Below are 26,434 nucleotides of genomic sequence, written 5' to 3' on the forward strand. Positions count from 1 at the left end.
GGAACAGTCAGTCGTCCCGGGCGCCGTCGCCGGGGGAGATGCCGTCGATGTCGCCGGTCGCGCGGTCGCTGAGGACGAACCCGCCGCCGTCGCCTGTCCGCCGGGCGACCGCGGACACCCGCAGGACGTAGCTCCCGACGAGGAGGAAGGGGGCGAGAGCGACCGCCTCGACGGTCACCACGAGGAAGTGCGTCGTCGGGAGGACCTCCAGATAGTGCATGAACGAGGCGGTCGTGGCGACAGCGACGACGGAGGTAAAGACGAGGTTCCGCGAGAGGTCGGCGAACTCCCGTCTGACGTACAGCGACTGGAAGTACGCGCGGGCCGTCGCGAAGTACTGGAGCAGTTGCAGCAGATCGCCGATGGCCTCGTCGGTCTCCGCCGGGAGCGCGTCGGCGTGAGTCGACTGCAGGTGCCGCAGGTCGTTGATCTGGCGGTCGTGGTTGTAGTCCATCATCGCGACGACGAGGTCGACGTTCGAGGTCGCGTCGTCGAGCTGTTCGTTCATCTCGCCGGTCTCCTCGGCCAGCGACGAGAGGTACGCGTCCAGGTCCGCCCGCAGGTCCAGATCCGCGGCACGCAGGTCCTCGTCGATTGTCTGCGCCAGCCCGAGGATTTCCGCCGAGAGGAGCCGAACCAGCCGCGGCGGGTCCGCCGGGACGTGGTCGGCGTCGATCACCGACTCGAGCTGGCGGCGGAACTCGACGACGCTGCGGACCCGCCCCAGCTCGCGGTCCAGCGGCGTGTCGCTCCCGGTGACGAACAGCGAGTTCACCGAGACGACGATCGAGAACAGCAGGAAGTTCCCGCTCAGCAGCGCGCCGACCAGCGAGACGGTCGTCCGGTCGTAGGTCGGATCCCCCGCGAGGGTCCGCTCCAGCGCGTAGCCGGCGACGCCGACCAGGAGGAAGCCGGCGACCAGGACCGCCCCCGCGACCCGGACGCGGTCACCCGTCAGCAGGAGCCAGCGCCAGAACCGCGCCGCCGGCGCCGCCGGTCCCGACGGACCGCCCTCCGTCGACACCGAGTCTCGGTCGCTCATCCGGTCGTGCTGACGGCCGCTCGTGCTTAGTGGTTCCGCTGAACGCACGGCCCTCCGCCCACCTAATTCAGCGAGGGAGTCCCGCCGTTCACGGCGGGCGGGAATCGCGTAAGCTCCGAGAACCGAACAACATTCAACGACCCAGCCTACTCGCAAGCATTTATATATAGATTGTGCCGCATGTGGTATGTAGATGGAGATTCAGCGTACCGCTGTCGTCAAGCTCTCCGTCCCCGACGAGCGGCGCGACGACCTGAAACGAACGATGAATACGTTTCGGGACGCCGCACAGCGGTTTGCCGACCGGGGGTGGGGCGGCGACGACGACGGGTACGTGATAACGTCGCGCTCTCGACTTCAGCCGCTTGTCTACGACGAGATACGGGAAGACACAGGGCTACACTCCGATTTGACGGTTGCCGCTGTCAACCATGCCGCCGACGCACTCACTGGTTGTGTAGACAGAATGAAAGAGGGAGAACAAACCTCGAAACCCGTGTTCACGTCGAACACGACTGTCTACAACACCAACGCAATAAGCTACTTCGACGGTTACTGTTCGTTGGCCGCATACGGCAGTGGGCGTGTTCAAGCCGAGTACGTTTACTCGGACGACTCACCCCAAGCTGAATACATGGAAAGCGACGAGTGGCAGAAACAGGGCGCGAAACTCCGCTACGACCGCCAGACCGATACCTACTACCTACACGTTTCCGTCAAGCAGGAACGCGACGAGTCGTCGGAAGAAGCCGAGAGCCGAACAGTTCTCGGCGTAGACCGGAACGTGGACGGGTATCTGGCTGTCACCAGCACAGGTGCGTTCATCGGCAATGCTGACCTGCTGAATCACAAACGCCGCGAATACGAACGCCGCCGTGCCAAACTCCAACAGCAGGGCACGCGAAGCGCCCACCTAACAATTCAGTCTATCGGTGACACCTTTGCTAACTGGTCAGAAAACTTCCTGCACCAAGCGTCGAAACGGCTGGTCAAAGAAGCCGTGTCACAGGGCTGTTCGGTAATCGTCTTCGAGGACTTGGAACAGATACGCGAACGTATCTCGAACGCCTCGAAATTCCAGCAGTGGGCGTTCCGCGAGTTGAAACGACAGACGACGTACAAAGCCCGTGGCGAAGGAATCGCCGTCGAGTCAGTCCATCCTGCGTACACCAGTCAACGGTGTAGTCACGCCGACTGTGGCTTCACGCACGAAGACAACCGCGACGGCGACGACTTTGCCTGTCAGGAGTGCGGCAGAGAGCTACATAGCGACTACAACGCGGCACGGAATATCGCACACAGGTACGTCCAGAATCGGCTCAAGTCTGGTTCTGGACGGGCGACCAATCACCTCGCCCTCAAGTCGGGGACGTTGAACGGGAACGGCGACTACTCGCCTTCCACGGTATAGTGGATAGACCGGGAGTCCACCGACAAACCTCGGCGTTCACGCCGAGGTAGGTGATATCTTCAGAACTATATGGCAGGGTCACTCACCCGCACGTAATGAACGGCAACGAGTTCGGCCGGCTCTTCCGGTTCACGACGTTCGGCGAGAGCCACGGGGAGGCGATGGGCTGTACGGTGTCCGGCTGCCCGGCGGGGGTCGAGATCTCCGAGGAGGTCGTCCAGGAGGAGCTCGACCGGCGCAAACCCGGCCAGTCGATGATCACGACCTCCCGGGGGGAACCCGACGAGGTGTCGATCAAGTCGGGCACCCAGGACGGCTACACGACGGGGACCCCCATCGGGATGGTCATCCAGAACAAGGACGCCCGTTCGGGCAAGTACGAACCCTTCATCACGGCGCCCCGGCCCTCGCACGGCGACTACACCTACTCGGCGAAGTTCGGCACGCGCAACTGGGGCGGCGGCGGCCGCTCGTCGGCCCGGGAGACGGTCAACTGGGTCGCCGCCGGCGCCGTCGCGAAGCAAGTTCTAGAGCAGTCCGACCACGACGTACAGGTCAAGGCCCACGTCAACCAGATCGGCGACATCAAAGCGGAGGGCGTGACCTGGGAGGACATGCTCGAACACACCGAGGACAACGAGGTGCGGTGTGCCGACCCCGAGAAGGCGGAGGAGATGCGCGACGCCATCGACCGGTATCAGCAGGAGGGTGACTCCATCGGGGGCTCGGTCTACTTCGAGTGTCGCGGCGTGCCCCGCGGCCTGGGCGCGCCCCGCTTCGACTCGTTCCCCGCCCGCCTCGGCCAGGCCATGTTCTCCATCCCGGCGACGACGGCCGTCGAGTACGGCCAGGGCCGCGAGGCCCGGGAGACCCGGGGGATCGACCGCAACGAGGACTGGGAGTTCGACGACGGCACCCGCGACGACGTGGTCAGCGAGGAAGGCGACCCCGTCCCCGTCGGCAACGACCACGGCGGCCTCCAGGGCGGGATCACGACCGGCGAACCCGTCTACGGCGAGGTGACCTGGCACGCGCCCGTCTCCATCCCGAAGACCCAGCAGACCGTCGACTGGGAGACCGGCGAGACCAAGGAGGCGAAGGTCGTCGGCCGCCACGACCCGAGCCTGCCGCCCCGCGCCGTCCCCGTCGTCGAGGCGATGCTCCGCGTGACGATCCTCGACTTCATGCTGCTTTCAGGCCGGATCAATCCGGACCGCCTCGACGACCGCCCCGGCGAGTACGACACCGACTATCACCCCGAGAGCCCGCAGAACGATCCCGACGACGCCGACACGATGACCGAGACGGTCGACGAGGACTGATAGGCGTGGAGCCACTACCGAACACGGACACCCCATAATGGACGCACGCCAGGACGAGATCGCCAACCCGTTCGGGATGGACAGCGAGTGTACGAACTGCCCGGAGCTGGTCGAGACGCGCGAGCGGGTCGTCCACGGCTACGGCGACGTGGGCGCGGACTTCGTCGTCGTCGGCGACCAGCCCAGCGCGGCGGCCGACGAGACGGGCGTCCCCTTCGCGGGCGACCAGTCGCTCGTCTGGGACATCCTCGATCGGGTGGGGCTCGTCGAGGGCGACCCGGGCGCGGAGGAGCCAGTCCCCGACGAGGTGTACCTGACCTACGTGACGCGCTGTCGCCACCCCGACCGCGGCGCGACCGACGAGGAGGTCAGGGCCTGCGAGGGATACCGCTCCAGCGAGTTGCGGATGATAAACCCCGAGATCATCGTCCCCGTGGGCCAGCGCGCCATCGAGGCGCTCGCCTTCCAGTACACCACGAAGAGCGCCGAGGAACTCGACGTCGAGGAACTCCACGCGACGACGATGCGCGGCCGCGGGTTCGAACTCGTCCCCATGGTCGACCCCGCCGACCAGACGCCCGAGCAGACCGAGGCGTTCGTCGAGCACTTCGCCGACCTCCTGGGGACGGACTACCGCCAGACGAAGGGCCGACAGGGCAGCCTGGAGACCGGCCGCGGACCCGACACCGACGAGTAGGGACCACCACGCCTCGCCCTTCCGCCACTCGAATCGGCCTCAGCCGCCGCGTCGCCAGTCGCGCTCGGCCAGGTCCTCGGCGGCCGCGGCGGCCTCCTTCCGGAGGTCGGCCACGTGGTAGACCACGTCGGTGAGCGTGACGATACCAAGCACCGACAGCCCCTCGGTGACGACCACTTTCTTGACTCCCTCCTCGGCCATCGTCCGGGCGACGCGCTGGACGGTCCGGTCGGGGTCGGTCGTCACGAGCGGCGGATGCGCCAAGTCGCGGACAGCGATCTCATCGAGGGGCTGGCCACGCTCGTGGGCGGCCCGCAGCGCGTCGCTCTCGGTGACGATCCCGGTGGGCGTCTCCCCGTCGACGACGACGACGCTGCCAACGCCCTCCGCGAGGAGCTTGCCGACGGCGTCGTCGAGCGTCGCGTCGACGCCGACGGTCACAACCTCGGTCGTCATCAGTTCGCGGACGAGCATGAATTCAGTCGCCGATGTCGACGACGAGGACCGGCGTCCCCACGTCCTCGACGACGCGGTCGGTGACGCTGCCGAGATTTTGAACGCGGTCGCGGCCGGTGCGGCCGTGGGTCCCCATCACCACCAGGTCGATACCCGCCTCCTCGACGTAGTCGACGATCTCGCGGTGGGGGATGCCGTCGCGCAGTCGCGTCTCGACGGCGAGCCCCTCGTCTTCGAGGGCGACCTGCAGGTCCTCGACGGCGCGCTCGCCCTCGACCTCCAGCGAGCGGACGATCTCCTCTTTCGTGTCCGCTTCGGCCGCGCGATAGCGGCGGCTGTCGACGACGTACAGCGCGTGGACCGTCGCGTCGTTGTCCCGCGCGATGGCGATGGCGTGCTCCACCGTCTCGGTCGTCCCCTTGCTCCCGTCCGTCGGCAACAGGATGTCGTCGTACATACCCGGGGGTTCGTCGCCGGGCCGTATAGTGGTGGGTGGCCGTTCCCGCCGTCCGGAGGCCCACCGTGGCCGTCCTCTCACCGTCGAACGTCCCACCGTGTCCCGCCCGTCCCACTACCGTTCACCGATCCCCCCGGACGGTTGCGACAGCGTTATGTTTATTGGTACCGAATAACACGACCGCCATGCAGGGGGGACGAGACGCGAGCGACACGCGGATAGAGGTGTACGTGCGGTCGCTGGAGCCCGGCGAGGACCGGCCCCAGCGGCGCGCGCTCGACCGACTGGACGCGCTGGCGGCGGCCGGCGACATCGAGGGCTACGAGGTCGTGGTCTGGGGGGACCGCGCGCCGCCCTCGCGGGCCGCGGTCCGGACGCGGGCGGGCCGGTTCGTCCTCGATCGCGTGACGGTCTTCCAGCGATGGGCCGAGCGCAACGACGCGTCCATCGAGGACGCGTTCGGCGTGCGGACCGTGGACTCGTCGATCACCGGGGAGCGACACGAGGAACTCGTGCTCCCGCGGCTCGCGGTGGCCGCGGTCCGGGAGGGCCGGCTGCTGGCCGTCGCGCCCGCCTCCGTCGACGGCGAACACCGCCCGGTCGACGCCGTCCTCGACCGTCTCGAAGACGGGTCGCTCCCCGCGACGACGGCCGTCGAACTGCGCCCGCTCGGCGGCGTCCGGGACACGGATACCGGGCCGACAGACAGGCGCGAGCAGGTCGCGCCGGTGGATCGCGACCGAACCACGAGGTCACCGGACGTGGCGGGTGTGACACGGAGAGACCCGGAACCGACCGAACCGGTCGAGGGAGAGGTCGAACCGACGGGGGAACCGGCCGAGCCGGTCGAGGGGCCCGCCGAACCGACTGAACAGCAGGGCGACGAGACGGGCTCGGACCCCGGGAGCGCCGGGAGCGGGGACGACCGCGGCGACCCGCCGCGGACGCCGTACCCGCCGTACTGAGTCACCGCCCGGTGAAGCTCGGGTGGTCGCTGACGTGTTTCGGCAGGTAGCGCTTCTTTCGGGGCAGGCCCGCGGTCTCGTCGCGGACCCGCTCGCGCAGCTTCCGGGGCGTCAGCTCGACTTCGGTGTCGTCGGCGCGGACGTTCACGTCGAGGCGACCGCTGTCGAGTTCGCGGTCGCCGACGACGGCGTAGTAGGGCACCCAGTCCGTCTCCGCGCGGGCGATGCGCTTGCCGACCGACTCCGAGCGGTCGTCCACGTCCGCCCGGACCCCGGCCGCCGCCAGCTCCTCGACCAGCTCGTCGCAGTACTCGACGTGTTCCTCGCCGACCGGGACGAACCGCACCTGCGTCGGCGAGAGCCACGTCGGCAGCCGCGGCGTCTCCATCGTCGCCGTCTCCTCCAGCAGCGCCGCCACCACCCGCTCGATCCCGCCCGACGGCGAGTAGTGCAGTATCGGCGGGTGGTGGCTCCCCTCGGCGTCGGTGTAGGTGATGTCGAACCGCTCGGCGCTCTCCACGTCGATCTGGACCGTCGGGTTCTCCATGGGTCGACCCAGCCCGTCGATGGCCGCGAAGTCGACCTTCGCCGACCAGTAGTGGTGCCGCTCGGGGATGATCTCCAGGAGGGCGGGCTTGTCGAGTTCCGCGACCACCTCGGCGACCCACGCCTCGTTGGCCTCGTAGAACTCGCGGGTCACCCGCAGTGCGGGCTGGTACTCCAGCCCGAGGTCGTCGCCCGTCCGCAGCGAGAGCTTCGCCTGGCGCAGTAGCTCCTCGCGGGCGCCCGCCATGTCGGCCGTCGCGGTGTGCATGTCCGGCATCGTGAACGAGCGCAGGCGCTTGAGCCCCGTCACCTCGCCCTTCTGCTCGCGGCGGAACGAGTAGGTCGACATCTCGTAGATCCGCAGCGGCAGGTCGCTCGCGGCGATGTGCATGTCCCGCATGATCGAGAACTGCCCGAAGCAGGCCGCGAACCGGAGCATCATCCGGCGGTCGCCCGACTCGAAGCGGTACTGGCGCTCCCCGAACTTGCCGGCGTGTTCGTCGATGGGTCGGGCGCCCAGGTCGTACATGACCGGCGTCTCGACCGGCATCCCGCCGTAATCGACGACCATATCGTTCACGTACTCCATCAGCGAGTCCCGGACCAGCTTCCCGCGAGGGTACCATCGCAGGTTGCCGGCGTCCGACAGCTCGTCGTACCCCGCCAGCGACTTCTCCCGCATGAGTTCGACGTGGGGCGGCTCCTCGCCGGGCGAAGCCGTCACGTCCTCGACCTCGCTCTCGACGAACGCCCGCATGTCCTCGCTCACCTCGGGCTTGGCCGCGACCGCGTCCTCGGTCGAGCCGTCGGGCCACATGATCCGCCACTCGCTGGGTTCGCGGTCGGGTTCCCCCTCGCCCTCACCGGTTCCGCCCCCCGCCTCGTCGCGGTGGGCCGAGACGTGCCGGGAGAGCTCCGAGAGCGGGTGGCCCTTGCAGGCGACCTCGAAGGCCTTGTACCAGCCGAACGGCGCCCGGAGCACCTCGTAGCCCTCTCCTTCGAGTTCGGACTCCAGGTCCCGCATGACGGCCTTGGCGGCGTCGGGGTCCGCCAGGTCCTCGCTGAGGTGAGCGTAGGGGTACAGCACCACCCGGTTCGTGTTGAGTTGTCCTGTCACGTCCCTGAGTTCGTCGGTCGCGTTCGCGACGACCCCGTCGAGGTCGGACTCGTCGTCGGACTCGACGCTGATGAACGCGGTCACGCACTCCTCCATGCGCCCCTCCATCGGGACGCCCTCCGTCTCCGCGAGGTCGTCGGGGCCGGCCTCCTCGCGGGCCTCGAACTCCAGGTGGTCCGAGTGGACGAACAGGAGTCGCATACCGGACCGTGGCGCGGCGGCGCAAAAAGTGTGCTGGCGGAGTCGGGGGCGTCGTCAATACGGCCGTCTCGGCGGCGCTACTTCTCGTCTTCCTTGAGCTCCTCCAGCTCCGCCTCGACCTCCGAGTCGTCGACCGACACGTCCTCGGCGTCGGCCTCCACGTCGGCCGCGTCCACGTCGGTATCCACGTCCATGTCCACGTCCGCGTCCTCCACGTCGGCGGACCCACTGTCGGACCCGCCGGACCCGTTCCCGCTCGCGCTCTCGGACTCGCTTTCGCTCTCGGTCGTTCCCTTGCCCATCTCGCCTTTGAGCGTGTTCAGCTCGGCGTCGACGGAGCTGTCGGTGCTGAGCTGTTCGAGCTCGCGGTCGATGTCGTCCTTGTCGGAGAGCACGTCGTCGAACGCGCCGGTCTCCTGGAGCTCGTCCATCGCCTGCGAGCGGGCCTCCATGTCCTCGGTGCGCTCCTCGGCGCGCTCGATGGCCCGGCCCACGTCCTCGAACTCGTCGCCCGCGCCGGTCATCGCCTCCGAAACTTTGGCGCTGGCCTCGGCCGCCTCGTAGCGGGCCTTCATCGTCTCCTTCTTCGTGCGGAACTCCTCGATGCGGCTCTGGAGCTTGTTCTTCTGCTCGACCAGCTTGTCCTGCTGGTCCTGGAGCTGGGCGATCTGCCCCTCCAGGTCCTCGATCTGGTTCATCTTCTGTTTCTTCTTCTCGAGGGCCTTCCGCGCCAGGTCGTCGCGGTCCTGCCGAACCGCCTCGCGGGCCTGCTCGTTGTGCTTCTCGACGTTCTCCTCGAGCCGACGCTTCTGGATCTCCAGGCGCTTCTTCTGGGTGGTCAGGTCGGCGATCCCCTGTTTCACGTCCTGGAGCTGGTCGCGCAGCTGCTCGTAGGAGTAGTCGAGCGTCTCGGAGGGGTCCTCCGCCCGGTTGAGCACGGCGTTGATCTTCGACCGGACGACGTACGAGGCGCGCGAGATGATTCCCATACCCCCGCTTTGTGCCCGAGCCTTTAATTGTTTTTCAGCCACATTCCGGCCGTGTTCGGGTTCGGCGACCGGATCGCGGGTCGGCGTCCCCGCCGCCGGATCGCCGGGCCGGTCCCGGCGGGAACGGCTATCAGCGAGCGCGGAATCCAGTTTCGACCGGGGTGAGCGGTCTCAGACGCGATACTCGGCCACAACAGTTATAGCCCGCTACCGGTTGTCAGGGACTATGAGCGGGGTGTCGGGGGACGGGATCCGGGTCCTCCACGTCGACGACGACCGGGACGTGTCCGAGCTGACCGCCACGTTCCTCGAACGGGCCGACGAGCGGTTCACCGTCGAGACGGCCGCCGACGCCGCCGAGGGGCTGGACCGGCTCGAGGACTGCGCGTTCGACTGCGTCGTCTCGGACTACGAGATGCCGGGGCTCGACGGGATCGAGTTCCTGGAGCGGGTCAGGGAGTCCTGCCCGGAGCTCCCCTTCATCCTCTTCACCGGGAAGGGGTCGGAGGCGGTGGCGAGCGAGGCCATCTCCGCCGGCGTGACCGACTACCTCCAGAAGGAGACCGGGACCGACCAGTACACGGTGCTGGCCAACCGGGTCGCCAACGCCGTCGAGCACGCCCGGTCCCAGCGGCGGGTCGAACGCAGCGAGCGCCGGCTCCGGAAGATCGTCGACTCGCTGCCCCACCTGGTCTACGTGGTCGACGGGTCTGGGACCTACCGCCTGGTCAACGAGGCGCTGGCGGCGTTCCACGGGACGACCGTCGAGGCGATCGAGGGCTCGACCGTCGACGACGTGCTGAGCGACCGCGCGGCGGCGAAGTTCCTGCAGGACTTCCGGTCGGTCATCGAGACCGGCGAGCCGAAACACCTCTCGGGGGTCGAGGTGGCCGACGCCGAGGGGCGGACCCACGTCTTCGAGCCGCAGATATTCCCCTACGACATCGGCGAGAACGGCGACCGCGCGGTGCTGGGCGTGACCCGCGACGTGACCGACCGGGCGGAGCGCGAGCGGAAGCTCGAACGGCTGCAACACCGGACCCGGGCGCTGATGCACACGGAGACGGCCGAGGAGACCGCCCGCGTGGCGACCGAGGCCGCCGACGCCCTCCTGGAAGCCCGACTGAGCGGCGTGTTCCTGCTCGACGACGGCGGCGATCGGCTCGAACCGGCCGCCGTCGTCGACGCCGTCCGCGAGGCGTTCGACGAGGTCCCGGAGTACCCGCGGGACGCCCCCGAGGGGTCGCGGGCCGCGCTGGTGTGGGACGCCTTCGAGACCGGCGAGCCCGTCCGGATCGACGACGTCCCCGCCGACGACCGGGTCGACGAGCCGACCCCCTCGCGGAGCGTGATCCTCTACCCGATGGGCGACCACGGCGTGTTCGTCGTCTCCGCCGAGCGGACCCACGCCTTCTCGGGGACCGACGAGGTGCTCGTCGAGATCCTGGCGACGACGCTCGAAGCCGCCCTCGACCGCACCGAGCGCCGGGCGGAGCTGCGCAGCCAGCGCGACGAGCTCGAACGGAAGAACGAACGCCTGGAGGAGTTCACGAGCGTCGTCAGCCACGACCTCCGGAACCCGCTGACGGTGCTGAACGGCGCGATCGAGGCGGCCGAGGCGACCGGCGACCCCGAACACTTCGAGCGCGGCCGGGACGCCGTCGACCGGATGGACGCGATGATCGAGAACCTCCTGGCGCTGTCCCGGCAGGGCGAGGCGATCTCCGAGCCCGAATCGGTCGACCTCGCGGAGGCGGCCGTCCGGGCGTGGGGCGCCGTCGAGACCGACGCCGAACGCCTCGCCGTCGAGACCGACCGGACGATCCGGGCAGACCCCGACCGGCTCGCGCACCTGCTGGAGAACCTGTTCCGGAACGCCGTGGAACACGGTTCCACGAGCCCTCAGTCGCAGGCTCCTGGGGACGCCGACGGAGCGAGCTCCGCCGAGCCGTCGGTCGCTGACGCTCCAGGAGACGCCGTCGAGCACGGCTCGACGAGCGGTCACCCGGAGGCCGACGACGGGGTCGAACACGGCGCCGCGGGCCGGGCGGCGGACGAGGTCGGCGAAGACGGGCTCGTCGTCCGCGTCGGTGACGTCGACGGCGGGTTCTTCGTCGCCGACGACGGTCCGGGGATCCCGGGGGACGTGCGCGAGGAGGTGTTCGAATCGGGGTTCTCGACGCGGGGCGACAGCACCGGGTTCGGGCTGGCCATCGTCGACCGGATCGCCGAGGCCCACGACTGGAGCGTCGCGGCGACCGAGAGCGAGGACGGCGGCGCGCGCTTCGAGATCACCGGCGTCGACTTCGGGGAGTGACCGGCCGCCGAACCGACCGAGTGACATCGACTGGTCCCGGCTGCGAGCGCCCGCCGACAGGTTCGAGGTGCTGCCAGACCACGCTCGACCCGTGAGCGAACCAGTGATCGTCCCGGGCCCCCGCGACGTGCGCGGGTCACTGGACGAACCGGACGACGCGGACCCGACAGCCTGCGTGGTCGCCTGTCCGCCCCACCCGGAGATGGGCGGGAGCCGGTCGGACCGGCGGCTGGCCGCCGTCGCGGACGCGCTGACCGACCGGTCGATCGCCTGCCTGCGGTTCGACTACGGCGAGTGGGACGAGGGCCGGGGCGAGCTTCGCGACGCCACCGCGGCGTTCGGCTGGGCGGCCGAGCGCTACGACAGGGTCGGCCTGTTCGGCTACAGCTTCGGCGGCTGCCTCGCCCTAGTCGCGGCGGCCGAGCGCGGGGACCCGGCGACCGACCGGGTCGATGCCGGGACCGACGGCGCCGACGCCGGGGACGGTCCCGCGGCCGTCTCGGCGCTCGCGCCCGCGCCGCGCGTCGGCGACGGCCCGGACGCGGTCGACGCGGTCGCGGCTATCGAACGGATCGACTGTCCCGGCCAGGTCGTCTCCGGGAGCCGCGACGACACGGTCGACGCCGCGGCGGTCGTCGAACGGGCGCGCGAGCGCGGGTTCGCGGTGACGGAACTGGCGGCCGACCACCACTTCGTCGGCCAGGCGGACGCGGTCGCGGCGGTCGTCGCGGACTTTCTCGGACCGCGGCTCTGACCCGGCCGTCTCGACCGGTTCGCGAACCGACGGGATCGGCGGTCCGCGGCCGTCACACGTTGACAAACGGACGGATCCCCGGCGGCTCCCGAAACGGTTTTCAGGTCACACCGCGCACGGTCGGTATGCCGGAACCGGAGACAGAGTACGACGAAACTCTGGGGAACAAGTTCGTTTTCGTCACCGGGGGCGTCATGTCCGGGCTGGGCAAGGGTATCACGGCCGCCAGCACCGGCAGACTGCTCTCGAACGCCGGGTTCGACGTGACCGCCGTGAAGGTCGACCCCTACCTCAACGTCGACGCGGGCACGATGAACCCCTTCCAGCACGGGGAGGTGTACGTCCTCAAGGACGGCGGCGAGGTCGACCTCGACCTGGGGAACTACGAGCGGTTCCTCGACATCGACATGACCTCGAAGCACAACGTGACGACGGGCAAGGTCTACCAGTCGGTCATCGAGAAGGAGCGGGCGGGCGACTACCTCGGGAAGACGGTGCAGGTCATCCCCCACGTCACCAACGACATCAAGCGGCGCATCCGCGAGGTCGCCGAGGGCAGCGACGTCTGTATCATCGAGGTCGGCGGCACCGTCGGCGACATCGAGGGGATGCCCTACCTCGAAGCCCTGCGGCAGTTCGCCCACGAGGAAGACGAGGATGACATCCTGTTCGTCCACGTCACGCTGGTCCCCTACTCGAAGAACGGCGAGCAGAAGACCAAGCCGACCCAGCACAGCGTCAAGGAACTGCGCTCGATCGGCCTCCAGCCGGACGTGCTCGTCGGCCGCTGCGACGACCCGCTGGAGGACCAGACCAAGGAGAAGATCGCCCTCTTCTGCGACGTTCCGACCGACGCCGTCTTCTCGAACCCGGACGTGCCGGACATCTACCAGGTGCCGCTGATGGTCGAGGACGAGGGCCTCGACGAGTACGTCATGGAGCGGCTCGACCTGGCCGACGACGCCCTGCCCGAGGACGAGCGGCACAACGAGTGGCGCGAGCTGGTCACCCAGGACCAGACCGGCTCCGTCGACGTGGCGCTGGTCGGCAAGTACGGCCTCGAAGACGCCTACCTCTCCATCTACGAGTCGCTGAAACACGCCGGCCTCGCCCACAACGTCAACGTCGACACCGAGTGGATCCACGCCGAGGAACTGGCGGACGGCCACGAGGGCGAACTCGACGGGATGGACGCCGTCGTCGTCCCCGGCGGGTTCGGCTCGCGGGGCACCGAGGGCAAGATGGAGGCCATCCGCTACGCCCGCGAGCACGGCGTGCCCTACCTCGGCCTCTGCCTGGGCTTCCAGCTCGCCGTCGTCGAGTACGCCCGCAACGTCCTCGGGCTGGAAGGCGCCCACTCCGCCGAGCTCGACGAGGAGACCCCCCACCCGGTCATCGACATCCTCCCCGAGCAGGAGGGCGTCGACGACATGGGCGGGACGATGCGCCTGGGCGCCCACGTCACCGAGATCGAGGGGGGCACCCTCGCCGAAGAGATCTACGGCGACGACTCCTGCACGGAACGGCACCGCCACCGCTACGAGGTCAACCCCGAGTACATCGACGACCTGGAGGCGGCGGGCCTGCGCTTCTCCGGCAAGTCCGGCCGCCGGATGGAGATCCTCGAACTGCCCGACCACCCCTACTTCCTCGGGACGCAGTTCCACCCCGAGTTCCGCTCGCGACCCGGCCGCGCGAGTCCGCCGTTCGTCGGGCTGCTCGACGCCGCGCTGGACCTGCAGGAAGCCGGGAGCGGCGACGGCGGCGCGGGCGAGTCCGCCCGCGGTGGCGACGACCGCGACACCGAGGAGGTGGAGGTCTGATGGTCGACGTCGACTCCTTTATCGACGAGAAACTCGACGAAATCGCGACCGAGATCGGCGACGCCAACGCCGTCATCGGCCTGTCGGGCGGCGTCGACTCCTCGACGGCGGCCGCGCTGGCCTACGAGGCCATCGGCGACCAGCTCACCGCCGTCTACGTCGACACCGGCCTCATGCGCAAGGGCGAGACCGACCAGATCCGCGAGACCTTCGACTACATGGACTCGCTGCGGGTCATCGAGGCCCAGGACCGCTTCGTCGACGCGCTCTCGGGCGTCACCGATCCCGAGGAGAAGCGCCACATCATCGGCGAGCAGTTCATCCGCGAGTTCGAGGAGGTCGCCCGCGAGGTCGACGCTGACTACCTCGTCCAGGGGACCATCTACCCCGACCGAATCGAGAGCGAGGGGACGATCAAGTCCCACCACAACGTCGGCGGACTCCCCGAGCGCATCGACTTCGACGGCATCGTCGAGCCGATGCGCGACCTCTACAAGGACGAGGTCCGCGAGGTCGCCCGCGAACTCGACCTGGAGGAGATCATCTCCGAGCGGATGCCGTTCCCCGGCCCCGGGCTCGCGGTGCGGATCATCGGCGAGGTCACCGAGGAGAAACTCGAAGTCGCACGCGAGGCCAACCACGTCGTCGAGGAGGAGCTGGAGGAGTACGAGCCCTGGCAGGCCCTCGCCGCGGTACTCGGCAAGGCCACCGGCGTCAAGGGCGACAACCGCGTCCACGGCTGGGTCGTGGCCGTCCGCTCGGTCGAGAGCCGGGACGGCATGACCGCCCGCGCACAGGAGATCGACTGGGAGACGCTCCAGCGCATCCAGAGCCGCATCACCGGCGAACTCGACAACGTCTCCCGGGTCCTCTACGACGTGACCCACAAGCCGCCGGCGACCATCGAGTACGAGTAATCGGTCCGCCGCGGGAGCGGATTTTCACTCACTCCGACCCGAACGCGACGATCCCCTGGTCCATCGTGGCGAGGTAGTACTCGCCGGCGACGGCCTGCGGACCGACCCGCGGATTCTCCCACTGTTCGACCGCCGCGGAGCCGACCCGCTCGTCGGCCGCCGGGTCGACCGCGCTGGCCGTCAAGGTCCCGTCCTCGGTGGTGACGCCGTACAGGAGGCCGTCGGCGGCGACGAGCCCGCCGTCGGTGTCCATCCGCTCGACGGAGCCGTCGGCGGCGTCGACGGCGAAGAAGCCCCACTCGTCGCGCCCTATGCCCTGGACGTAGACGGTGTCGTCGACGACGAGGGGCATCCCGTAGAAGGCGGCCTGCTCGGCCTCGGCGGGGTCTCCCTCGTAGGTCTGGGGGTCGTCGCCCTCCGGTATCGCCGTCCACAGCTCCGACCCGTCCTCGACGTCGATCGCGACCATCCCGCCCGTGTCCCGGTTGGTGATTCGGCCGCAGACCGCGTAGGCGACGCCGTCGACGACGACCGGGGAGTTGAACGGGGCGCCCTCCTCCTGGTAGAGGATGGTGTAGAAGTCGTTGCTCGCCGTCCAGCGACGCTCGCCGCTCTCGCGGTCGACGGCGTGGATCTCGTCGTGGTCCGTGGCGTAGACGGTATCGTCGGTCACCGTGGGCGGGTACCGGTTGCGCCACAGCGGGTCCTCGCCGGGCGCGTACCGCGACTCGCGGCTCCCGTCGCCGGCGTCGAAGGCGGCGTAGAGCCGGTCGCCGACGAACAGCGACCCCCCCTCGGCGGTCACCGGCGACTCGTACGGCGTGTCGAGGGCCTGTTCCCACGCCGTCTCGCCGTCGTCCGGTGAGAGCGCGGCGAGTCCCGGGCCCTCCGAGACGGTCCCGACGACGAGACGCTCGCCGCCCGACCCGAGCGTCCGCGCCGGCGAGGTGTCCCCCTCGCCGTCGATCTCGGCGATGGGGAACGACCGCTCCCACTGCCGCTCGCCGGTGGCGAGGTCGAACGCGGAGACGACCGTCCGCCAGCCGGAGTCGTCGTTGAGGTCCGCCGCGGCGAAGACCGTCCCGTCGAGGACGACGGGTGCGGAGAGAACGCTCACTCCGGCGGGGCCCTCGGAGCCGTCGGTGTAGCTGGCCGTCCACGCGACCGAGAGGTCGCCGCCCGGGCCGGGCGCGGAGGGGTGGGCCGCGCTGTTGCGCGCGTCGAACCGGTAGCTCGGCCAGTCCGTCTCGCCGGGCTCGAACCCGGACGATCCGCCGATACCCGCCGGACAGCCGGCGAGGGCCGCAGCACCCGTCGCGCCGAGCGCGCGGAGCAGGGACCGCCGTCGGAGGGACGTATCCATGTCGGGCGTTTCGGACGGACTGGTAAGTGTTTTTTCCTGAACGCGTGACTCGTTGTCGGGGCACGCGGCCGCGGCCGCGCGAAACGTGAAGCACAAACCCCCCGGCCCCGATCAGTGGGTATGAACGCAGTTTTCGCGGGGACCGACACCGAGGGACTCGCCGACGAGTTGCGCGAGCGGGGCGCGACCGTGTCGGTCGTCGACGGGATCGCCAATCGCCCGGCGCTCGAAGAGGCGGGCGTCCACGACGCCGACGTGTTCGTCCTCACCGACGCCGGCCAGGCCACCTCTATCGTCGTCGCCCGGGACCTCAACCCCGACATCCGGGTCGTCGCCTACACCGCCGACTCGCTGCCGGAGTTCGTCAGCGGCCAGCAGGTCCTCGGGATGGACCCCGCGCTGTTCGACGCCGACACCGTCGCCGAGGAACTGACCGACGCCGACGACGCGGACGACTGACACTCGGACCTGGCCGCCCCGACCGCCGCGAGTGTCCGGACCGCCACGACGGTCCCGCCGCGTTGCTTCCGGGGCAACATTATTGTTACTGCGGGAGAAACTCTCGCAGTATGACCGAAGTGTCGACCGGTCCCGTGGCGAGCGCGTCGCCGGGAGCCGCGGTGCTCTCGGCCTGGCGCGAGGGCGTCGGCGCGCTGGCCGGCGGCGCGCTCCTCGGGGCCCTCGCCCGGTCGCTGCTGGCGATCAACGGCGTCGCGGCGCCGTCGGCGGCCGCGCTCGTCGGCGGCGGGGCGGTGGCCGCGCTCGTCTGCGTCCTCGGCGTCGTCGCGGCCGGCGCGACCCGCCGCCGCGTCCGGTTCGGCCGCGACGCCCTCACGGTCGAGAGCGGGCTCTCGCCGGGCGCGACGACCGTCGCGTACGACGACATCGACCTGGCGATCCGCCGTGATACCGCCGTCGACCGTCGGCTGGGGACGGCGAGCTACGAGCTGGTTCGGTCGGGCGGGTCGAGCCGCTTCCTCGGCCACCTGCGCGACCCCGGGGAGTTCGAGCGCGCGCTCGACGCCCGCGTGCCGACCCCGCGCGAGCGGGTCGACGCCGTCGACGAGGCGACGGTCCGCGAGGCGCTCCAGCGGAGCCGCGTGTTCTGGCGAACCTGGCCGAGCGACGAGCCGCTCCCCCGCTCGGCGGTCGTGACCGACGACGTGCTCGTCGAGAAACTCGGCGGAGAGGGGGACGTGACCCCCGCCCGCGGGGACGACGACGAGCGACCGCGTCGCTCCTCGCCCGGCCCGGACCGACCGGCCACGCTCGACGGGATAACCCGCAACGGGAACGGCAGCGAGGCCGAGGAGTTCACCGGAGGAACCGGGGGCGACGGAGTTGCCGAGTAGCACCCTGGGCGCCGAAGGCGGGTCGCCGGCCGCTCACTCCCCACGAAACTTATCCCCGATCACCGACGAGTTAGGACGATGACCGACCCGATCCCGAGCGAACGGTTCGTCGGGACCGTCCCCGGAGTTCGGTCCGAGCTACGTGTCTTCCGGGACCACCTGGAGTACGACCCCGGCGGGCTGGGCGGCCTCCTCCGCGGGTCGGAGACCGTCCAGTGGGAGGATGTCGACCTCGTCCTCCGCCGCGACGGGCGGCTCGACCGGCTGCTCGGCGCCGGGAGCTACGACCTGGTCCGCTCCGGGAAGTCGACGGTGAAGCTCCACCACGTCGCCGACACCGAGGGGGTCGAACGCGCGCTCGACGCTCGCGTGCCGGCGCCCCGCGACCGGGTCGAGGCCGGTGGCGAGGCGGAGAAACGCGCGGCGCTCCAGCAGGACCGCGTCGCCTGGCGGCGCTGGCCGGACGACGAGCCGGTCCCCCGGTCGGCGGTCGTGACGGACCCAGACCTGGTGGCGGCCTACACCACCTCCGACCGCCCCGAACGCCCCGAGGTCACGCGCGCCGAGGACGCGCGCCCGTCCGGCGTCACTGCGGCCGACTTCGAGAACGGGCGGTTCCCCGGCGGCGGTGGGGGCGGGGAGACCGACTTCACCGGCGGCACCTCGCGACACTCGCCGGGTCTGGCCTCCAACCAGGGTGGCGCGGAGAAAAACGTCGGCAGCGAGTCCACCGGCGATATGTGAGTCGTCGACCCGTCCGGTGGGCGGGGCTCAGAGGCGTCCCGCGAGGTCCGCGAGTCTGTCGCCCCCGCCGCGCTCGAACGGCACGCCGTGGCCCATCGCCCCGACTTCGAACGCCGGCGCGTCGGCGGCCAGCCGACCGATACTCTCGCGGGCGACTGCGGTGTCGTCGGTGACGACCCACGGCGTCGGCTTCAGCTCGCCGCCGGACTCGCGCACGAGGTCGCCCAGCGCAGCGAACTCCAGGTCCTCGCTGACGTAGGCGACGTGGCCGGGGGTGTGGCCGGGCGTCTCGTGGACGGTGAACGAGCCGACGGTGTCGCCCCCGGTCAGCGGGACGACATCGTTGTCCGGCGGCGTGAGTAACGGGCCGACCAGTCGCTGGAAGACCCCCTTCGGGACGGAGAACGGTGGTTTCTCCCGGCCGGTCACCAGCGGGGCGTCGCGCCGGCCGGCGTAGATCGTGACGTCGAGGCCGTCCAGGCGCGGGAGGCCGCCGACGTGGTCCAGGTCGTAGTGGGTGACCAGGACCCGGTCGAGGTCGCCGAGGGCGAACCCCGCCTCGACGACGGCGTTCGCGAGTGCGCCGCCGCGCCAGGGCGTCCCCGCGTCGACGAGCGTCAGCGTGCCCCCGTCGTCGACGAGGTAGGCGTTGACGCCGCCGAGGTCGATCCACCACGCCGCCTCGGAGAGTCGCGTGACCATACCGCCCGTAGGGCCGTCGGCGGGATAAACCGGCGGGCGGGTCGGATCCGGCGGCCGGCAAGATCGGTTACGGAGACCGGGCGGCCACCGGGACGCTTTTCGTCCAGGGCCGCCCGCCCACGGGCATGCGAGCGGACGACGTGCCGGCGGTCCACGAGCGGGTGGCCGACGAGGCCCGCGAGCACTTCGCGGGCGACGACACGGGCCACGACATGGCCCACGCCTGGCGAGTCTACCGGCTGGGCCGGCGCCTCGCGGCGGCGACGGACGCCGACTTCGCCGTCGTCGGCGCGGCGGCGCTGGTCCACGACCTCCACCGCCTCCGCGGCGAGGGGTTCACCCACCCGAAGGAGACGCTCCCGGAGGTCCGGACGACTCTCGCGGACGCGGAATTTCCCGAACACCGTCGGGAGGCGGTCTGTCACTGCGTGGCCCACCACGAGGAGTACGACTTCGCCGAGCGGACGGACCTGGACCACGAGCCGACCCGCGAGGAGCGGGTCCTGCGGGACGCCGACAACCTCGACGCGCTCGGCGCGGTCGGGATCGGCCGGGCGTTCACCTTCGGCGCCCACCACGGCCAGGGGATGTACGACCCCGAACGGGAGGTCCGGGACAGCTACGACCGGAACGACCGCGACAACACCGTGATCCAGCACGCCCGCGAGAAACTGCTGCGGCTGCCCGAGGCGATGGAGACCGAGCCCGGCCGCGAACTCGCCGCCGAGCGGGCCGCGTTCGTCGAGCAGTTCGTCGAGCGGTTCGAGGCCGAGTGGCGCGGCGACCAGTAAGGTCGGCGGCTTACCGCTCGACAGTCACGTCGAGCCGCAGGTCCCGCGACGAGCGGCCGAGCGAGATCAGGTACTCGCCGGGGTCGACCGTCCAGCCCTCGCCGGCGTCGTAGCGGCCGAACGCCCGCTCGTCGAGGTCGAGGGTGACGCGGCGGGACTCGCCGGCGTCGAGCGCCAGCGGGGCGAACCCGCCGAGTTCCCGCGGCGGTCGGTCCAGGTCGTCGGGCGCCGCCGGCGAGTCGACGTACGTCTGGACGACCTCCCTGCCGCGCCGGTCGCCGGTGTTCTCGACGGTGAGTTCGACGGTCGCGTCGTCGACCGCCTCGGCGTCGCGGTACTCGAAAGTCGCGTAGGAGTGGCCGTGGCCGAACGGGTAGGTCGGTTCGGCGTCGGTCGCGTCGAAGTGCCGGTAGCCGACGAGCAGCCCCTCGTCGTAGTGGGCCTCGCCGTCGACGCCGGGGTACCGCCGTTCGTCGGCCGCGGGATACGCCTCGGCGGGCGCGAACGTCACCGGGAGCCGCCCGCCGGGGTCGCTGTCGCCGTAGAGGACGGCCGCCGCGGCCGACCCGTGGGCCTGGCCGGGGTACCAGCCCGCGACGACGGCCGCCACGTCCTCGCGCCAGGGCGCCTCGAAGGGACCGCTCGTGTTCGCGACGACGACCGTCCGGGGGTTCTCGGCGGCGACGGCCTCGATCAACTCGTCCTGCTCGCCGGGCAGCGCGAGCGTCTCGCGGTCGGCGGCCTCGGTCGCCTGGTCGCGGACGAACACGAGGGCCACGTCGGCCTCGGCGGCCGCCGCGACCGCGTCGTCGACCGAAGGGTCGGGCCCCGCCTCGCCCTCGTCGCCGTCGTCCGGTTCGAACGCGTCGAACAGCGAGATGTCCTCGACCCGCGGGTGGCCGCGGGCGACCGAGACCGAGCCCTCGGCGCGGGCCTCGATCCCCTCGACCGGGCTCGTCTCGGTGACCGGGGTCACCTCCGAGGAGCCGCCCCCGCCGAGGATCGCCTCGTCGACGTTGGGGCCGACCACGGCCACGTCGGCGTCGTCGGCCAGCGGCAGGACGCCGTCGTTGTCCAGCAGGACGGTCCCGCGGACCGCGACGCGCTCGGCCAGCTCGCGGTGTTCCGGCGTGTCGACGGCACCGCCGGGGTCGGCTCCGTCCCGGGACCCGTCGAGCAGTCCATGACTGTGCAGCTGGGTGAGCAGCCGCCGGACCATGTCGTCGAGCCGCGACTCCGGCACCTCGCCCGCCTCGACGGCGTCGGCCAGCTCCTCGCGGTAGAGCCCGCCCGTCGTCGGGTCCGGCATCCCGTCGGCGTAGTCGAATCCCTCCGTCGGATCCGCGGGAGCCCCCTCGCCGTCGGGACCGGCCCCATTGCGGTCCGCGTCGCCGCCGTCCCCGCGGTCCGCACCGTCGCCCTCGCCGCCGGGCGCGCCCATCGACTCGAACAGCTCCTCGGCGGAGATGCCGGGCATCTGCAGGTCCAGCCCGCCGTTGGCAGTGCCGACGACGCTCTCGGTGCCGAACCAGTCGGACATGACCACGCCGTCGAAGCCCCACTCCTCCTTGAGCACGTCCGTCAGCAGTTCCTCGTGTTCGCTCATGTACGTCCCGTTGACGCGGTTGTACGATGACATCACCGCGCCGGCGCCGGCGTCGACGGCGTCGCGGAAGCCCGGCAGGTAGATCTCCCGGAGGACGCGCTCGTCGACCTCGGCGCTGACCGACGCGCGGGCCGTCTCCTGGTTGTTCGCGACGAAGTGTTTCGGCGTGGCGACCACGCCCGTCGACTCGATGCCGTCGACGACGCCCGCGGCGAAGCGGCCGGTCACGACCGGGTCCTCCGAGTAGTACTCGAAGTTGCGCCCGCAGTGGGGCACCCGGACGAGGTTCAGTCCGGGCCCGAGCAGCACGTCCTGGTCCCGGGCCAGCGCCTCCCGGCCGAGCGCCCGGCCGAACTCGCGAGCCAGTTCCGGATCGAACGTCGACGCCAGCGCCGTCGACGCCGGGAACGCCGTCGCCGGGTCGTCGGTGCGGACGCCCAGCGGCCCGTCCGAGAACCTCACCGGCGGGATGTCAAGCCGCTCGACCCCTGGTATGAAGCCGGTCGCCGTCCCTTCCGTGTCCGTCGCGCCGTGCGTGAGCTGTACCTTCTCCGCCAGCCGGAGCTCCGCGAGGAGCCGGTCCACCGTGTCGGGCGTCATTGACTGGACGTTCAGTCAGGATCGGCTTAACGGTTTCCCCACCGCGGGTGCGAAGCGAAGAAAACGGGTTCCGGACGCCTGACAGCGGAGGGTACCGGGAACGGGGACCGGATGCCTGACAGCCGGAGGACGCAGGGAACGGGGACCGACGACGGCAGCGGGAATTCGAGCGACGCGGAGTGTGGAGGTGACGCGGGTGGAGTGGTGGAGGGGTCAGCCAGCGACCAGCGGTCGGGGAGCGGTCGTCAGTGTTCGAGGATGGTGCCGCCGGCGCCGACGGCGATCTCGACCTCGCTCTTCCGGCAGGCGGCCTTCAGGTTCTGGCCGGTCGGGGTGGCGTCGGGCTTCCACTCCTCGTTCTCGCGGTCGAAGACCTTGCCGCCGCCGCCGACGGTGTACCCCTCGCCGTCCTCGACCTCGATGTCGCGCAGGCCGGCGTCGCCGGTGTCGGCGGGTACCCACCGGGAGCCGGTCCAGTGGAAGACCATCCCGCCGCCGCCGGAGATCCACACGTCGTCGGCGCCGTCGGAGTCGACGCCGTAGAAGTTGACGTTGGCGTCGGCCAGCCCGATCTTGTCCCAGGTCGAGCCGTCCTGAGTGTAGAAGACGGACTTGTTGCCGTCGACGATGTGACCCTTGCGGTCGTCGTAGAAGTCGACGGCGTTGATGGCCGACCCCGAGCCCGGCGTGACGTAGTCCCAGGTCTGGGTGGCGCCGTTCTCGAAGCTGTAGTACATCTTCCCGGAGTCGCCGGCGACGTAGACGTTGGCCTCGCCGGCCTCGCCCGTGACCGACACGTCGTTGAAGTTGTTGGTCACGTCCATCGGCGCCGAGTGGTCGTTCAGGTTGCCGGTCGTCACGTCGTACTCGCCGATGGCGCCGGAGGAGCCGACGAACCACAGGCGCTTCCCGTCGTCGGTCACGTCCGCGCCGTAGAGGTTGTTGCCGTTGCCGGTCGGACCGCCGTCGAGGATCTTCCGCCAGCCCTTCTCGGTGCGTTCGAGGACGACCCCCGCGTCGCCGACCGCGTACGCGCCTTCGCTCGTCTCCTCGACGTCGTAGAGGGTTCCGCCGACCGGGGACTTCACGGCCGTCCATTCGGAGTCGTCGCCGGACGCGGCCGCGGCCGTCGGGACCGCCGCCGCGCCGATCGCTGCGCCGGCTGCCTTCAACACGGTGCGTCGAGTGGAGGTGCGTTCGGACATTGCATCCGGGACATGCGACGGGTTGCACTTAATGGGGGGTCGCCCTTGGCGCCGATTTAGGGCGTTTTAGGGCCTGAAACTCCCATTTTGGATCCGTTCACTCGTCCGAACGGACGGATTCCGGGGTCCGCGCACCCCCCGCCGCTAGACCGACTTAATCGACATAAAACGACGAAAGATTGAAGTTTCGAAACTGAACGCCCGCGAGCGGGCCGGTGAGGCCCGAATACGTTCGCCTCGTCGCAGCGTACGGACACCCGAATACTGTGGTACGGCGCGGGCGCGGCGAGGGCCAGCGGGGAGGTCCGGCGTTCAATCGTCCCGGCGAGCGAGCGAGACGAGGTGGGCCATCTCCTCGACGACGAGCTCCTCGGTCCCCAGGCGGGCCGCGGCCTCGCTGCCCGGGAGGCAGAAGACGGGGACGCCGTCGACCATGCCGGCGGTGGCCCGGGAGACCATCGCGCGGGTGCCGATCTCCTCGTAGGAGAGGATCCGGAACAGCTCGCCGAACCCCGGGAGTTCGCGGTCGAAGAGGGGACGGGCGGCCTCGACGGTCACGTCGTCCGGCGTGACGCCGGTCCCGCCGGTCGTGACGACCACGTCCACGTCGCCGCGGCCGGTGAGGTTCAACAGCGCGGTCTGGACGCCGTCGAGGTCGTCCCGGAGGATCTCGCGGGTGACGACCTCGTGGTCGGCGGCCTCGACGACCGCCTCGATCACGTCGCCGCTCGCGTCGTCCTCGCGTGTGCGCGTGGACGAGACCGTGACGACCGCGACGCCGAGCAGCCCGACGTCGGCGCCGTGAGCGTGGTCGTGCGAGTGGCCGCCCGCGCCGTGTGCGTGCTCCGCCGCGCCGTCCGAGTGGTCCGCGTTCTCCGGGTTGTCGACGCCCTCCTGGTGGCCGGGACCCTCCGAGTGGTCGCCCGTGTCCTGTGGGTGGCCGCTGGAGTCCGTCGAACGCGCGCCGGGCTCGGCGCGGTCGCCTCCCTCGCGGGCGGGTTCGCTCGACGAGTGGTCGACCGTTCCGCCGGCGTCGGTGCTCGGGGCGGCGTCAGCGGCGTCCGCGCCGTCCGCGTCGGCGAACGGGTGGTCGTCCGCGTTGTCGGCCGTCCCGTCCCCCTGCTCCGACTCGCTCGACGGCGCCAGCGGGTCGTCCGCCGTCGGGTCGGCGCCGCCGTCCCCTCCGGGGGCCTCGTCGTCGGTGTCGCCGGCCGGCGAGTCGTGGTCGCCGCTCTGTGGACCGCGGTCGCTGTCGGTCGGCGCACCGCGGTCGTCGGCACCCGACTCCGGGTCCGGACCGGACGTGTCCGGCGCCAGCGGATCGCCGCTCCCGTCTCCGGACGACGGCGCAAGCGGGTCGTCGTCCGCCCCGGGTCCCGCGCTCTCGTCGGCCGCGTCGTCCGCGTGCTCGTCGGCCGCGTCGTCCGCGCGCTCGCCGGCGGCTCCCCCTTCCGGCTCCGCCGGGTCGTCCCCCGCGGGGTCGGTCTCCGCCCCCTCGGTCCGCTCGCCGGACTCCCCGACGGGGTCCGTCCCGGTTTGCTCGTCGCCGGCGTCCTCGTCACCGTCGTCCGCCTCGGCGTCGTCCCCCTCCTCGTCGTCCCCGTACCCGTGGCTGGTGTCCCGTGACTGGAAATCGACCATGGGATCGCTACCCGGCAGCGAACCAAAAAGGCCAGCATCCGACCGGACCCGGGTCGCGGCGGCCGGGACCACCTGCGGTCGGCGGGGTGGAGACACCGCGGAGAGCGGCCCCGCCACGGGGGCCGGGGGTCAGGACAGCGCGGCGACCACGTCGTCGGCGGCGGCGTCGGCGTCGCGGTCCTGGAGGAACGTGGCGACGGCGTCCTTGAGCTGGACGACCTGCTCGGGCCGGACGGCCAGCCCGTGACACATCGACGGCAGCTGGGTCGCGCGGCCGCCGAACGCCTCGTGGAGCTCGCGGCTCATCGGGTGCAGCTCGGCGACAGACACGTCGCTCCGCGGCGGCACCGACCCGCTGATCGTGTTGAACCGCTCGATCGTCTCGGCGGAGCCGAGGTACTCGACGAAGTCCGTCACGGCGTCGTCGCCCTCGGTGTGGGCCGCCGGGACGACGGCGTTCGTGTTGACGATGTGCGTGCCGTCGGTGCCGGGGAACGGGACGCAGTCCCAGTCGCGGCCGAACTCCATGTCGGTCCCGGCCATGTGACCCGTCGACCACGACCCGTTGTTGATGCAGGCCGCCTCCCCGTCGGAGAAGGCGAACTCCAGGTCGCTGGAGTCCATGAACTCCGGGTTGTCCGGGCCGGCGGCCAGGAACTCCCCGAGCGTGTCGAAGGCGGCGCGGATGGCCGTCCGGTGGGACGACGGCCGCCCGTCGGCCGCCTCCTCGTAGCCGCTCTCGCCCCCGTGGGCGAGCAGGAGCGTCTCCCACAGCTGGAGCAGTCCGAACGGGTTCCGGCCGAAGACGGCGATCGGCTGTTCGGCCCGTTCGGCCAGCGCCGGCAGGGCCTCGACGAGGTCGTCCGGGCCGGAGAGCCGCGCGGGGTCGACCCCGGCCGCCTCGAACAGCTCGACGTTGTAGTAGAGGTTGCTGATCCGGTGCATGTCCAGCGGGACGGCGTGGAACTCGCCGTCGAAGCGGGCCACGTCGACCATCCCGTCGAAGTACGCCCGCTCCATGCCCGCCCGGTCCCAGAGGTCGGTGATGTCGGCGGTCGCGCCGGCCTCGACGGTCGGCCGGAGGTTCGCGCCCGGCCACTCGTCCCACACGTCAGGCGGGTCCTCCCGGAGGATCCGGCTCTTGATCATCAGGCGGAGCGCGTTGATGACCGTCTGTTCCTCGGCGACCGACACGTCCGGGTTGCGGTCGGTGTACTCCGCCAGCACGGTGTCCATCGCCTCCTCCTCGCTCCCCCACACGAAGTGGTGGTGGATCTCTATCTCGCGCTGTCCGCCCACGGCCGTTGACATACGCTACCGTGCGGGCGACCTCCATAATGACCTTGCCCCCGAGTTATCCGAACTGAGAATCGGTCGGGACGGTCGGCCCGACGGGCCGCCGCGGCGACGGGCCGT

23 protein-coding genes are annotated in these 26,434 nt (G+C 70.6%); 12 read left to right on the forward strand and 11 right to left on the reverse strand.

From position 1 onward, the window contains the following. Nucleotides 1–7: 7 nt before the first annotated feature. On the reverse strand, nt 8–1,042 hold the full coding sequence (locus E3328_RS05535; RefSeq protein WP_135363601.1) for a DUF7972 family membrane protein: 1,035 nt from the start codon (nt 1,040–1,042) through the stop codon (nt 8–10). 193 nt (nt 1,043–1,235) lie between these two features. Between E3328_RS05535 and E3328_RS05540 the strand changes: the two genes are divergently transcribed. The 3 genes from E3328_RS05540 (at nt 1,236) to E3328_RS05550 (ending at nt 4,472) form a co-directional block, all read left to right on the forward strand. After that, on the forward strand, nt 1,236–2,453 hold the full coding sequence (locus E3328_RS05540) for an RNA-guided endonuclease InsQ/TnpB family protein (RefSeq protein WP_135363602.1): 1,218 nt from the start codon (nt 1,236–1,238) through the stop codon (nt 2,451–2,453). A gap of 95 nt (nt 2,454–2,548) precedes the next feature. Continuing rightward, on the forward strand, nt 2,549–3,775 hold the full coding sequence (gene aroC, locus E3328_RS05545) for a chorismate synthase (protein WP_135363603.1): 1,227 nt from the start codon (nt 2,549–2,551) through the stop codon (nt 3,773–3,775). A gap of 37 nt (nt 3,776–3,812) precedes the next feature. Next, complete coding sequence (locus E3328_RS05550; protein WP_135363604.1) at nt 3,813–4,472, forward strand: uracil-DNA glycosylase; 660 nt, start codon at nt 3,813–3,815, stop codon at nt 4,470–4,472. A gap of 39 nt (nt 4,473–4,511) precedes the next feature. Here the strand turns inward: E3328_RS05550 and E3328_RS05555 are convergent, their stop codons facing one another. Further along, nucleotides 4,512–4,946: a CBS domain-containing protein gene (locus E3328_RS05555; RefSeq protein WP_135363605.1), complete on the reverse strand. Its 435-nt coding sequence runs from the start codon at nt 4,944–4,946 to the stop codon at nt 4,512–4,514. A 4-nt stretch (nt 4,947–4,950) separates the two neighbouring features. Then, nucleotides 4,951–5,385: a universal stress protein gene (locus E3328_RS05560; protein WP_135363606.1), complete on the reverse strand. Its 435-nt coding sequence runs from the start codon at nt 5,383–5,385 to the stop codon at nt 4,951–4,953. 185 nt (nt 5,386–5,570) lie between these two features. On the opposite strand from E3328_RS05560, the gene E3328_RS05565 reads away from it, so the two are divergent. After that, nucleotides 5,571–6,350, forward strand: coding sequence for an HTH domain-containing protein (locus E3328_RS05565; protein ID WP_135363607.1), 780 nt, complete (start codon nt 5,571–5,573; stop codon nt 6,348–6,350). Between the two features lies 1 nt (nt 6,351). On the opposite strand, the gene E3328_RS05570 is transcribed toward E3328_RS05565, so the two are convergent. Both E3328_RS05570 and E3328_RS05575 read right to left on the reverse strand, forming a co-directional pair. Next, entirely contained in the window at nt 6,352–8,214 is a 1,863-nt protein-coding gene (locus tag E3328_RS05570; RefSeq protein WP_135363608.1) for a threonine--tRNA ligase, read from the reverse strand. Between the two features lie 77 nt (nt 8,215–8,291). Continuing rightward, nucleotides 8,292–9,203 carry a PspA/IM30 family protein gene (locus E3328_RS05575; protein ID WP_135363609.1) on the reverse strand — a complete coding sequence of 304 codons (912 nt, stop codon included), beginning with the start codon at nt 9,201–9,203 and terminating at the stop codon, nt 8,292–8,294. A gap of 226 nt (nt 9,204–9,429) precedes the next feature. Here E3328_RS05575 and E3328_RS05580 point away from each other — a divergent pair, with 226 nt between their 5' ends. The 4 genes from E3328_RS05580 (at nt 9,430) to guaA (ending at nt 15,014) form a co-directional block, all read left to right on the forward strand. Then, on the forward strand, nt 9,430–11,520 hold the full coding sequence (locus E3328_RS05580; protein WP_167837315.1) for a hybrid sensor histidine kinase/response regulator: 2,091 nt from the start codon (nt 9,430–9,432) through the stop codon (nt 11,518–11,520). Between the two features lie 91 nt (nt 11,521–11,611). Beyond that, nucleotides 11,612–12,274, forward strand: coding sequence for an alpha/beta hydrolase (locus E3328_RS05585; protein WP_135363611.1), 663 nt, complete (start codon nt 11,612–11,614; stop codon nt 12,272–12,274). A gap of 125 nt (nt 12,275–12,399) precedes the next feature. Next, entirely contained in the window at nt 12,400–14,097 is a 1,698-nt protein-coding gene (locus E3328_RS05590; RefSeq protein WP_135363612.1) for a CTP synthase, read from the forward strand. Beyond that, entirely contained in the window at nt 14,097–15,014 is a 918-nt protein-coding gene (guaA, locus tag E3328_RS05595; protein WP_135363613.1) for a glutamine-hydrolyzing GMP synthase, read from the forward strand. The genes E3328_RS05590 and guaA overlap by 1 nt, the downstream gene beginning before the upstream one ends. A gap of 28 nt (nt 15,015–15,042) precedes the next feature. Here guaA and E3328_RS05600 read toward each other — a convergent pair whose 3' ends face one another. Continuing rightward, nucleotides 15,043–16,377 carry an outer membrane protein assembly factor BamB family protein gene (locus E3328_RS05600; protein WP_135363614.1) on the reverse strand — a complete coding sequence of 445 codons (1,335 nt, stop codon included), beginning with the start codon at nt 16,375–16,377 and terminating at the stop codon, nt 15,043–15,045. A 120-nt stretch (nt 16,378–16,497) separates the two neighbouring features. Between E3328_RS05600 and E3328_RS05605 the strand changes: the two genes are divergently transcribed. The 3 genes from E3328_RS05605 to E3328_RS05615 all read left to right on the forward strand — a co-directional run bounded on the left by E3328_RS05605 (nt 16,498) and on the right by E3328_RS05615 (nt 18,473). Beyond that, complete coding sequence (locus E3328_RS05605; protein ID WP_135363615.1) at nt 16,498–16,836, forward strand: DUF7126 family protein; 339 nt, start codon at nt 16,498–16,500, stop codon at nt 16,834–16,836. Nucleotides 16,837–16,946: 110 nt separating this feature from the next. Further along, nucleotides 16,947–17,729 carry a hypothetical protein gene (locus tag E3328_RS21810; RefSeq protein ID WP_167837316.1) on the forward strand — a complete coding sequence of 261 codons (783 nt, stop codon included), beginning with the start codon at nt 16,947–16,949 and terminating at the stop codon, nt 17,727–17,729. A 78-nt stretch (nt 17,730–17,807) separates the two neighbouring features. Further along, nucleotides 17,808–18,473 carry a hypothetical protein gene (locus E3328_RS05615; RefSeq protein WP_135363616.1) on the forward strand — a complete coding sequence of 222 codons (666 nt, stop codon included), beginning with the start codon at nt 17,808–17,810 and terminating at the stop codon, nt 18,471–18,473. A gap of 27 nt (nt 18,474–18,500) precedes the next feature. Here the strand turns inward: E3328_RS05615 and E3328_RS05620 are convergent, their stop codons facing one another. Then, on the reverse strand, nt 18,501–19,175 hold the full coding sequence (locus E3328_RS05620) for an MBL fold metallo-hydrolase (RefSeq protein WP_135363617.1): 675 nt from the start codon (nt 19,173–19,175) through the stop codon (nt 18,501–18,503). Nucleotides 19,176–19,300: 125 nt separating this feature from the next. Here E3328_RS05620 and E3328_RS05625 point away from each other — a divergent pair, with 125 nt between their 5' ends. Next, on the forward strand, nt 19,301–19,966 hold the full coding sequence (locus tag E3328_RS05625; RefSeq protein ID WP_135363618.1) for an HD domain-containing protein: 666 nt from the start codon (nt 19,301–19,303) through the stop codon (nt 19,964–19,966). Nucleotides 19,967–19,976: 10 nt separating this feature from the next. On the opposite strand, the gene E3328_RS05630 is transcribed toward E3328_RS05625, so the two are convergent. From E3328_RS05630 to E3328_RS05645, 4 genes are all read right to left on the reverse strand, one after another. Next, entirely contained in the window at nt 19,977–22,172 is a 2,196-nt protein-coding gene (locus tag E3328_RS05630; protein ID WP_135363619.1) for a beta-glucosidase family protein, read from the reverse strand. 245 nt (nt 22,173–22,417) lie between these two features. After that, nucleotides 22,418–23,377: a WD40/YVTN/BNR-like repeat-containing protein gene (locus E3328_RS05635; protein ID WP_135363620.1), complete on the reverse strand. Its 960-nt coding sequence runs from the start codon at nt 23,375–23,377 to the stop codon at nt 22,418–22,420. Nucleotides 23,378–23,689: 312 nt separating this feature from the next. Continuing rightward, complete coding sequence (locus tag E3328_RS22800; RefSeq protein WP_209452137.1) at nt 23,690–25,018, reverse strand: molybdenum cofactor synthesis domain-containing protein; 1,329 nt, start codon at nt 25,016–25,018, stop codon at nt 23,690–23,692. A 129-nt stretch (nt 25,019–25,147) separates the two neighbouring features. Then, complete coding sequence (locus E3328_RS05645; RefSeq protein WP_135363621.1) at nt 25,148–26,329, reverse strand: ABC transporter substrate-binding protein; 1,182 nt, start codon at nt 26,327–26,329, stop codon at nt 25,148–25,150. Nucleotides 26,330–26,434 lie beyond the last annotated feature (105 nt).

The sequence above is a fragment of the Halosimplex halophilum genome, from assembly GCF_004698125.1.
Lineage (GTDB): Archaea > Halobacteriota > Halobacteria > Halobacteriales > Haloarculaceae > Halosimplex > Halosimplex halophilum.

Excerpts from the sequence above, each read along its gene's own strand:
- E3328_RS05535 (WP_135363601.1), bottom strand. The coding sequence starts at position 1,042 with ATGAGCGACCGAGACTCGGTGTCGACGGAGGGCGGTCCGTCGGGACCG.
- E3328_RS05540 (WP_135363602.1), top strand. The coding sequence starts at position 1,236 with ATGGAGATTCAGCGTACCGCTGTCGTCAAGCTCTCCGTCCCCGACGAG.
- aroC (WP_135363603.1), top strand. The coding sequence starts at position 2,549 with ATGAACGGCAACGAGTTCGGCCGGCTCTTCCGGTTCACGACGTTCGGC.
- E3328_RS05550 (WP_135363604.1), top strand. The coding sequence starts at position 3,813 with ATGGACGCACGCCAGGACGAGATCGCCAACCCGTTCGGGATGGACAGC.
- E3328_RS05555 (WP_135363605.1), bottom strand. The coding sequence starts at position 4,946 with ATGCTCGTCCGCGAACTGATGACGACCGAGGTTGTGACCGTCGGCGTC.
- E3328_RS05560 (WP_135363606.1), bottom strand. The coding sequence starts at position 5,385 with ATGTACGACGACATCCTGTTGCCGACGGACGGGAGCAAGGGGACGACC.
- E3328_RS05565 (WP_135363607.1), top strand. The coding sequence starts at position 5,571 with ATGCAGGGGGGACGAGACGCGAGCGACACGCGGATAGAGGTGTACGTG.
- E3328_RS05570 (WP_135363608.1), bottom strand. The coding sequence starts at position 8,214 with ATGCGACTCCTGTTCGTCCACTCGGACCACCTGGAGTTCGAGGCCCGC.
- E3328_RS05575 (WP_135363609.1), bottom strand. The coding sequence starts at position 9,203 with ATGGGAATCATCTCGCGCGCCTCGTACGTCGTCCGGTCGAAGATCAAC.
- E3328_RS05580 (WP_167837315.1), top strand. The coding sequence starts at position 9,430 with ATGAGCGGGGTGTCGGGGGACGGGATCCGGGTCCTCCACGTCGACGAC.
- E3328_RS05590 (WP_135363612.1), top strand. The coding sequence starts at position 12,400 with ATGCCGGAACCGGAGACAGAGTACGACGAAACTCTGGGGAACAAGTTC.
- guaA (WP_135363613.1), top strand. The coding sequence starts at position 14,097 with ATGGTCGACGTCGACTCCTTTATCGACGAGAAACTCGACGAAATCGCG.
- E3328_RS05600 (WP_135363614.1), bottom strand. The coding sequence starts at position 16,377 with ATGGATACGTCCCTCCGACGGCGGTCCCTGCTCCGCGCGCTCGGCGCG.
- E3328_RS05605 (WP_135363615.1), top strand. The coding sequence starts at position 16,498 with ATGAACGCAGTTTTCGCGGGGACCGACACCGAGGGACTCGCCGACGAG.
- E3328_RS21810 (WP_167837316.1), top strand. The coding sequence starts at position 16,947 with ATGACCGAAGTGTCGACCGGTCCCGTGGCGAGCGCGTCGCCGGGAGCC.
- E3328_RS05615 (WP_135363616.1), top strand. The coding sequence starts at position 17,808 with ATGACCGACCCGATCCCGAGCGAACGGTTCGTCGGGACCGTCCCCGGA.
- E3328_RS05620 (WP_135363617.1), bottom strand. The coding sequence starts at position 19,175 with ATGGTCACGCGACTCTCCGAGGCGGCGTGGTGGATCGACCTCGGCGGC.
- E3328_RS05625 (WP_135363618.1), top strand. The coding sequence starts at position 19,301 with ATGCGAGCGGACGACGTGCCGGCGGTCCACGAGCGGGTGGCCGACGAG.
- E3328_RS05630 (WP_135363619.1), bottom strand. The coding sequence starts at position 22,172 with ATGACGCCCGACACGGTGGACCGGCTCCTCGCGGAGCTCCGGCTGGCG.
- E3328_RS05635 (WP_135363620.1), bottom strand. The coding sequence starts at position 23,377 with ATGTCCGAACGCACCTCCACTCGACGCACCGTGTTGAAGGCAGCCGGC.
- E3328_RS22800 (WP_209452137.1), bottom strand. The coding sequence starts at position 25,018 with ATGGTCGATTTCCAGTCACGGGACACCAGCCACGGGTACGGGGACGAC.
- E3328_RS05645 (WP_135363621.1), bottom strand. The coding sequence starts at position 26,329 with ATGTCAACGGCCGTGGGCGGACAGCGCGAGATAGAGATCCACCACCAC.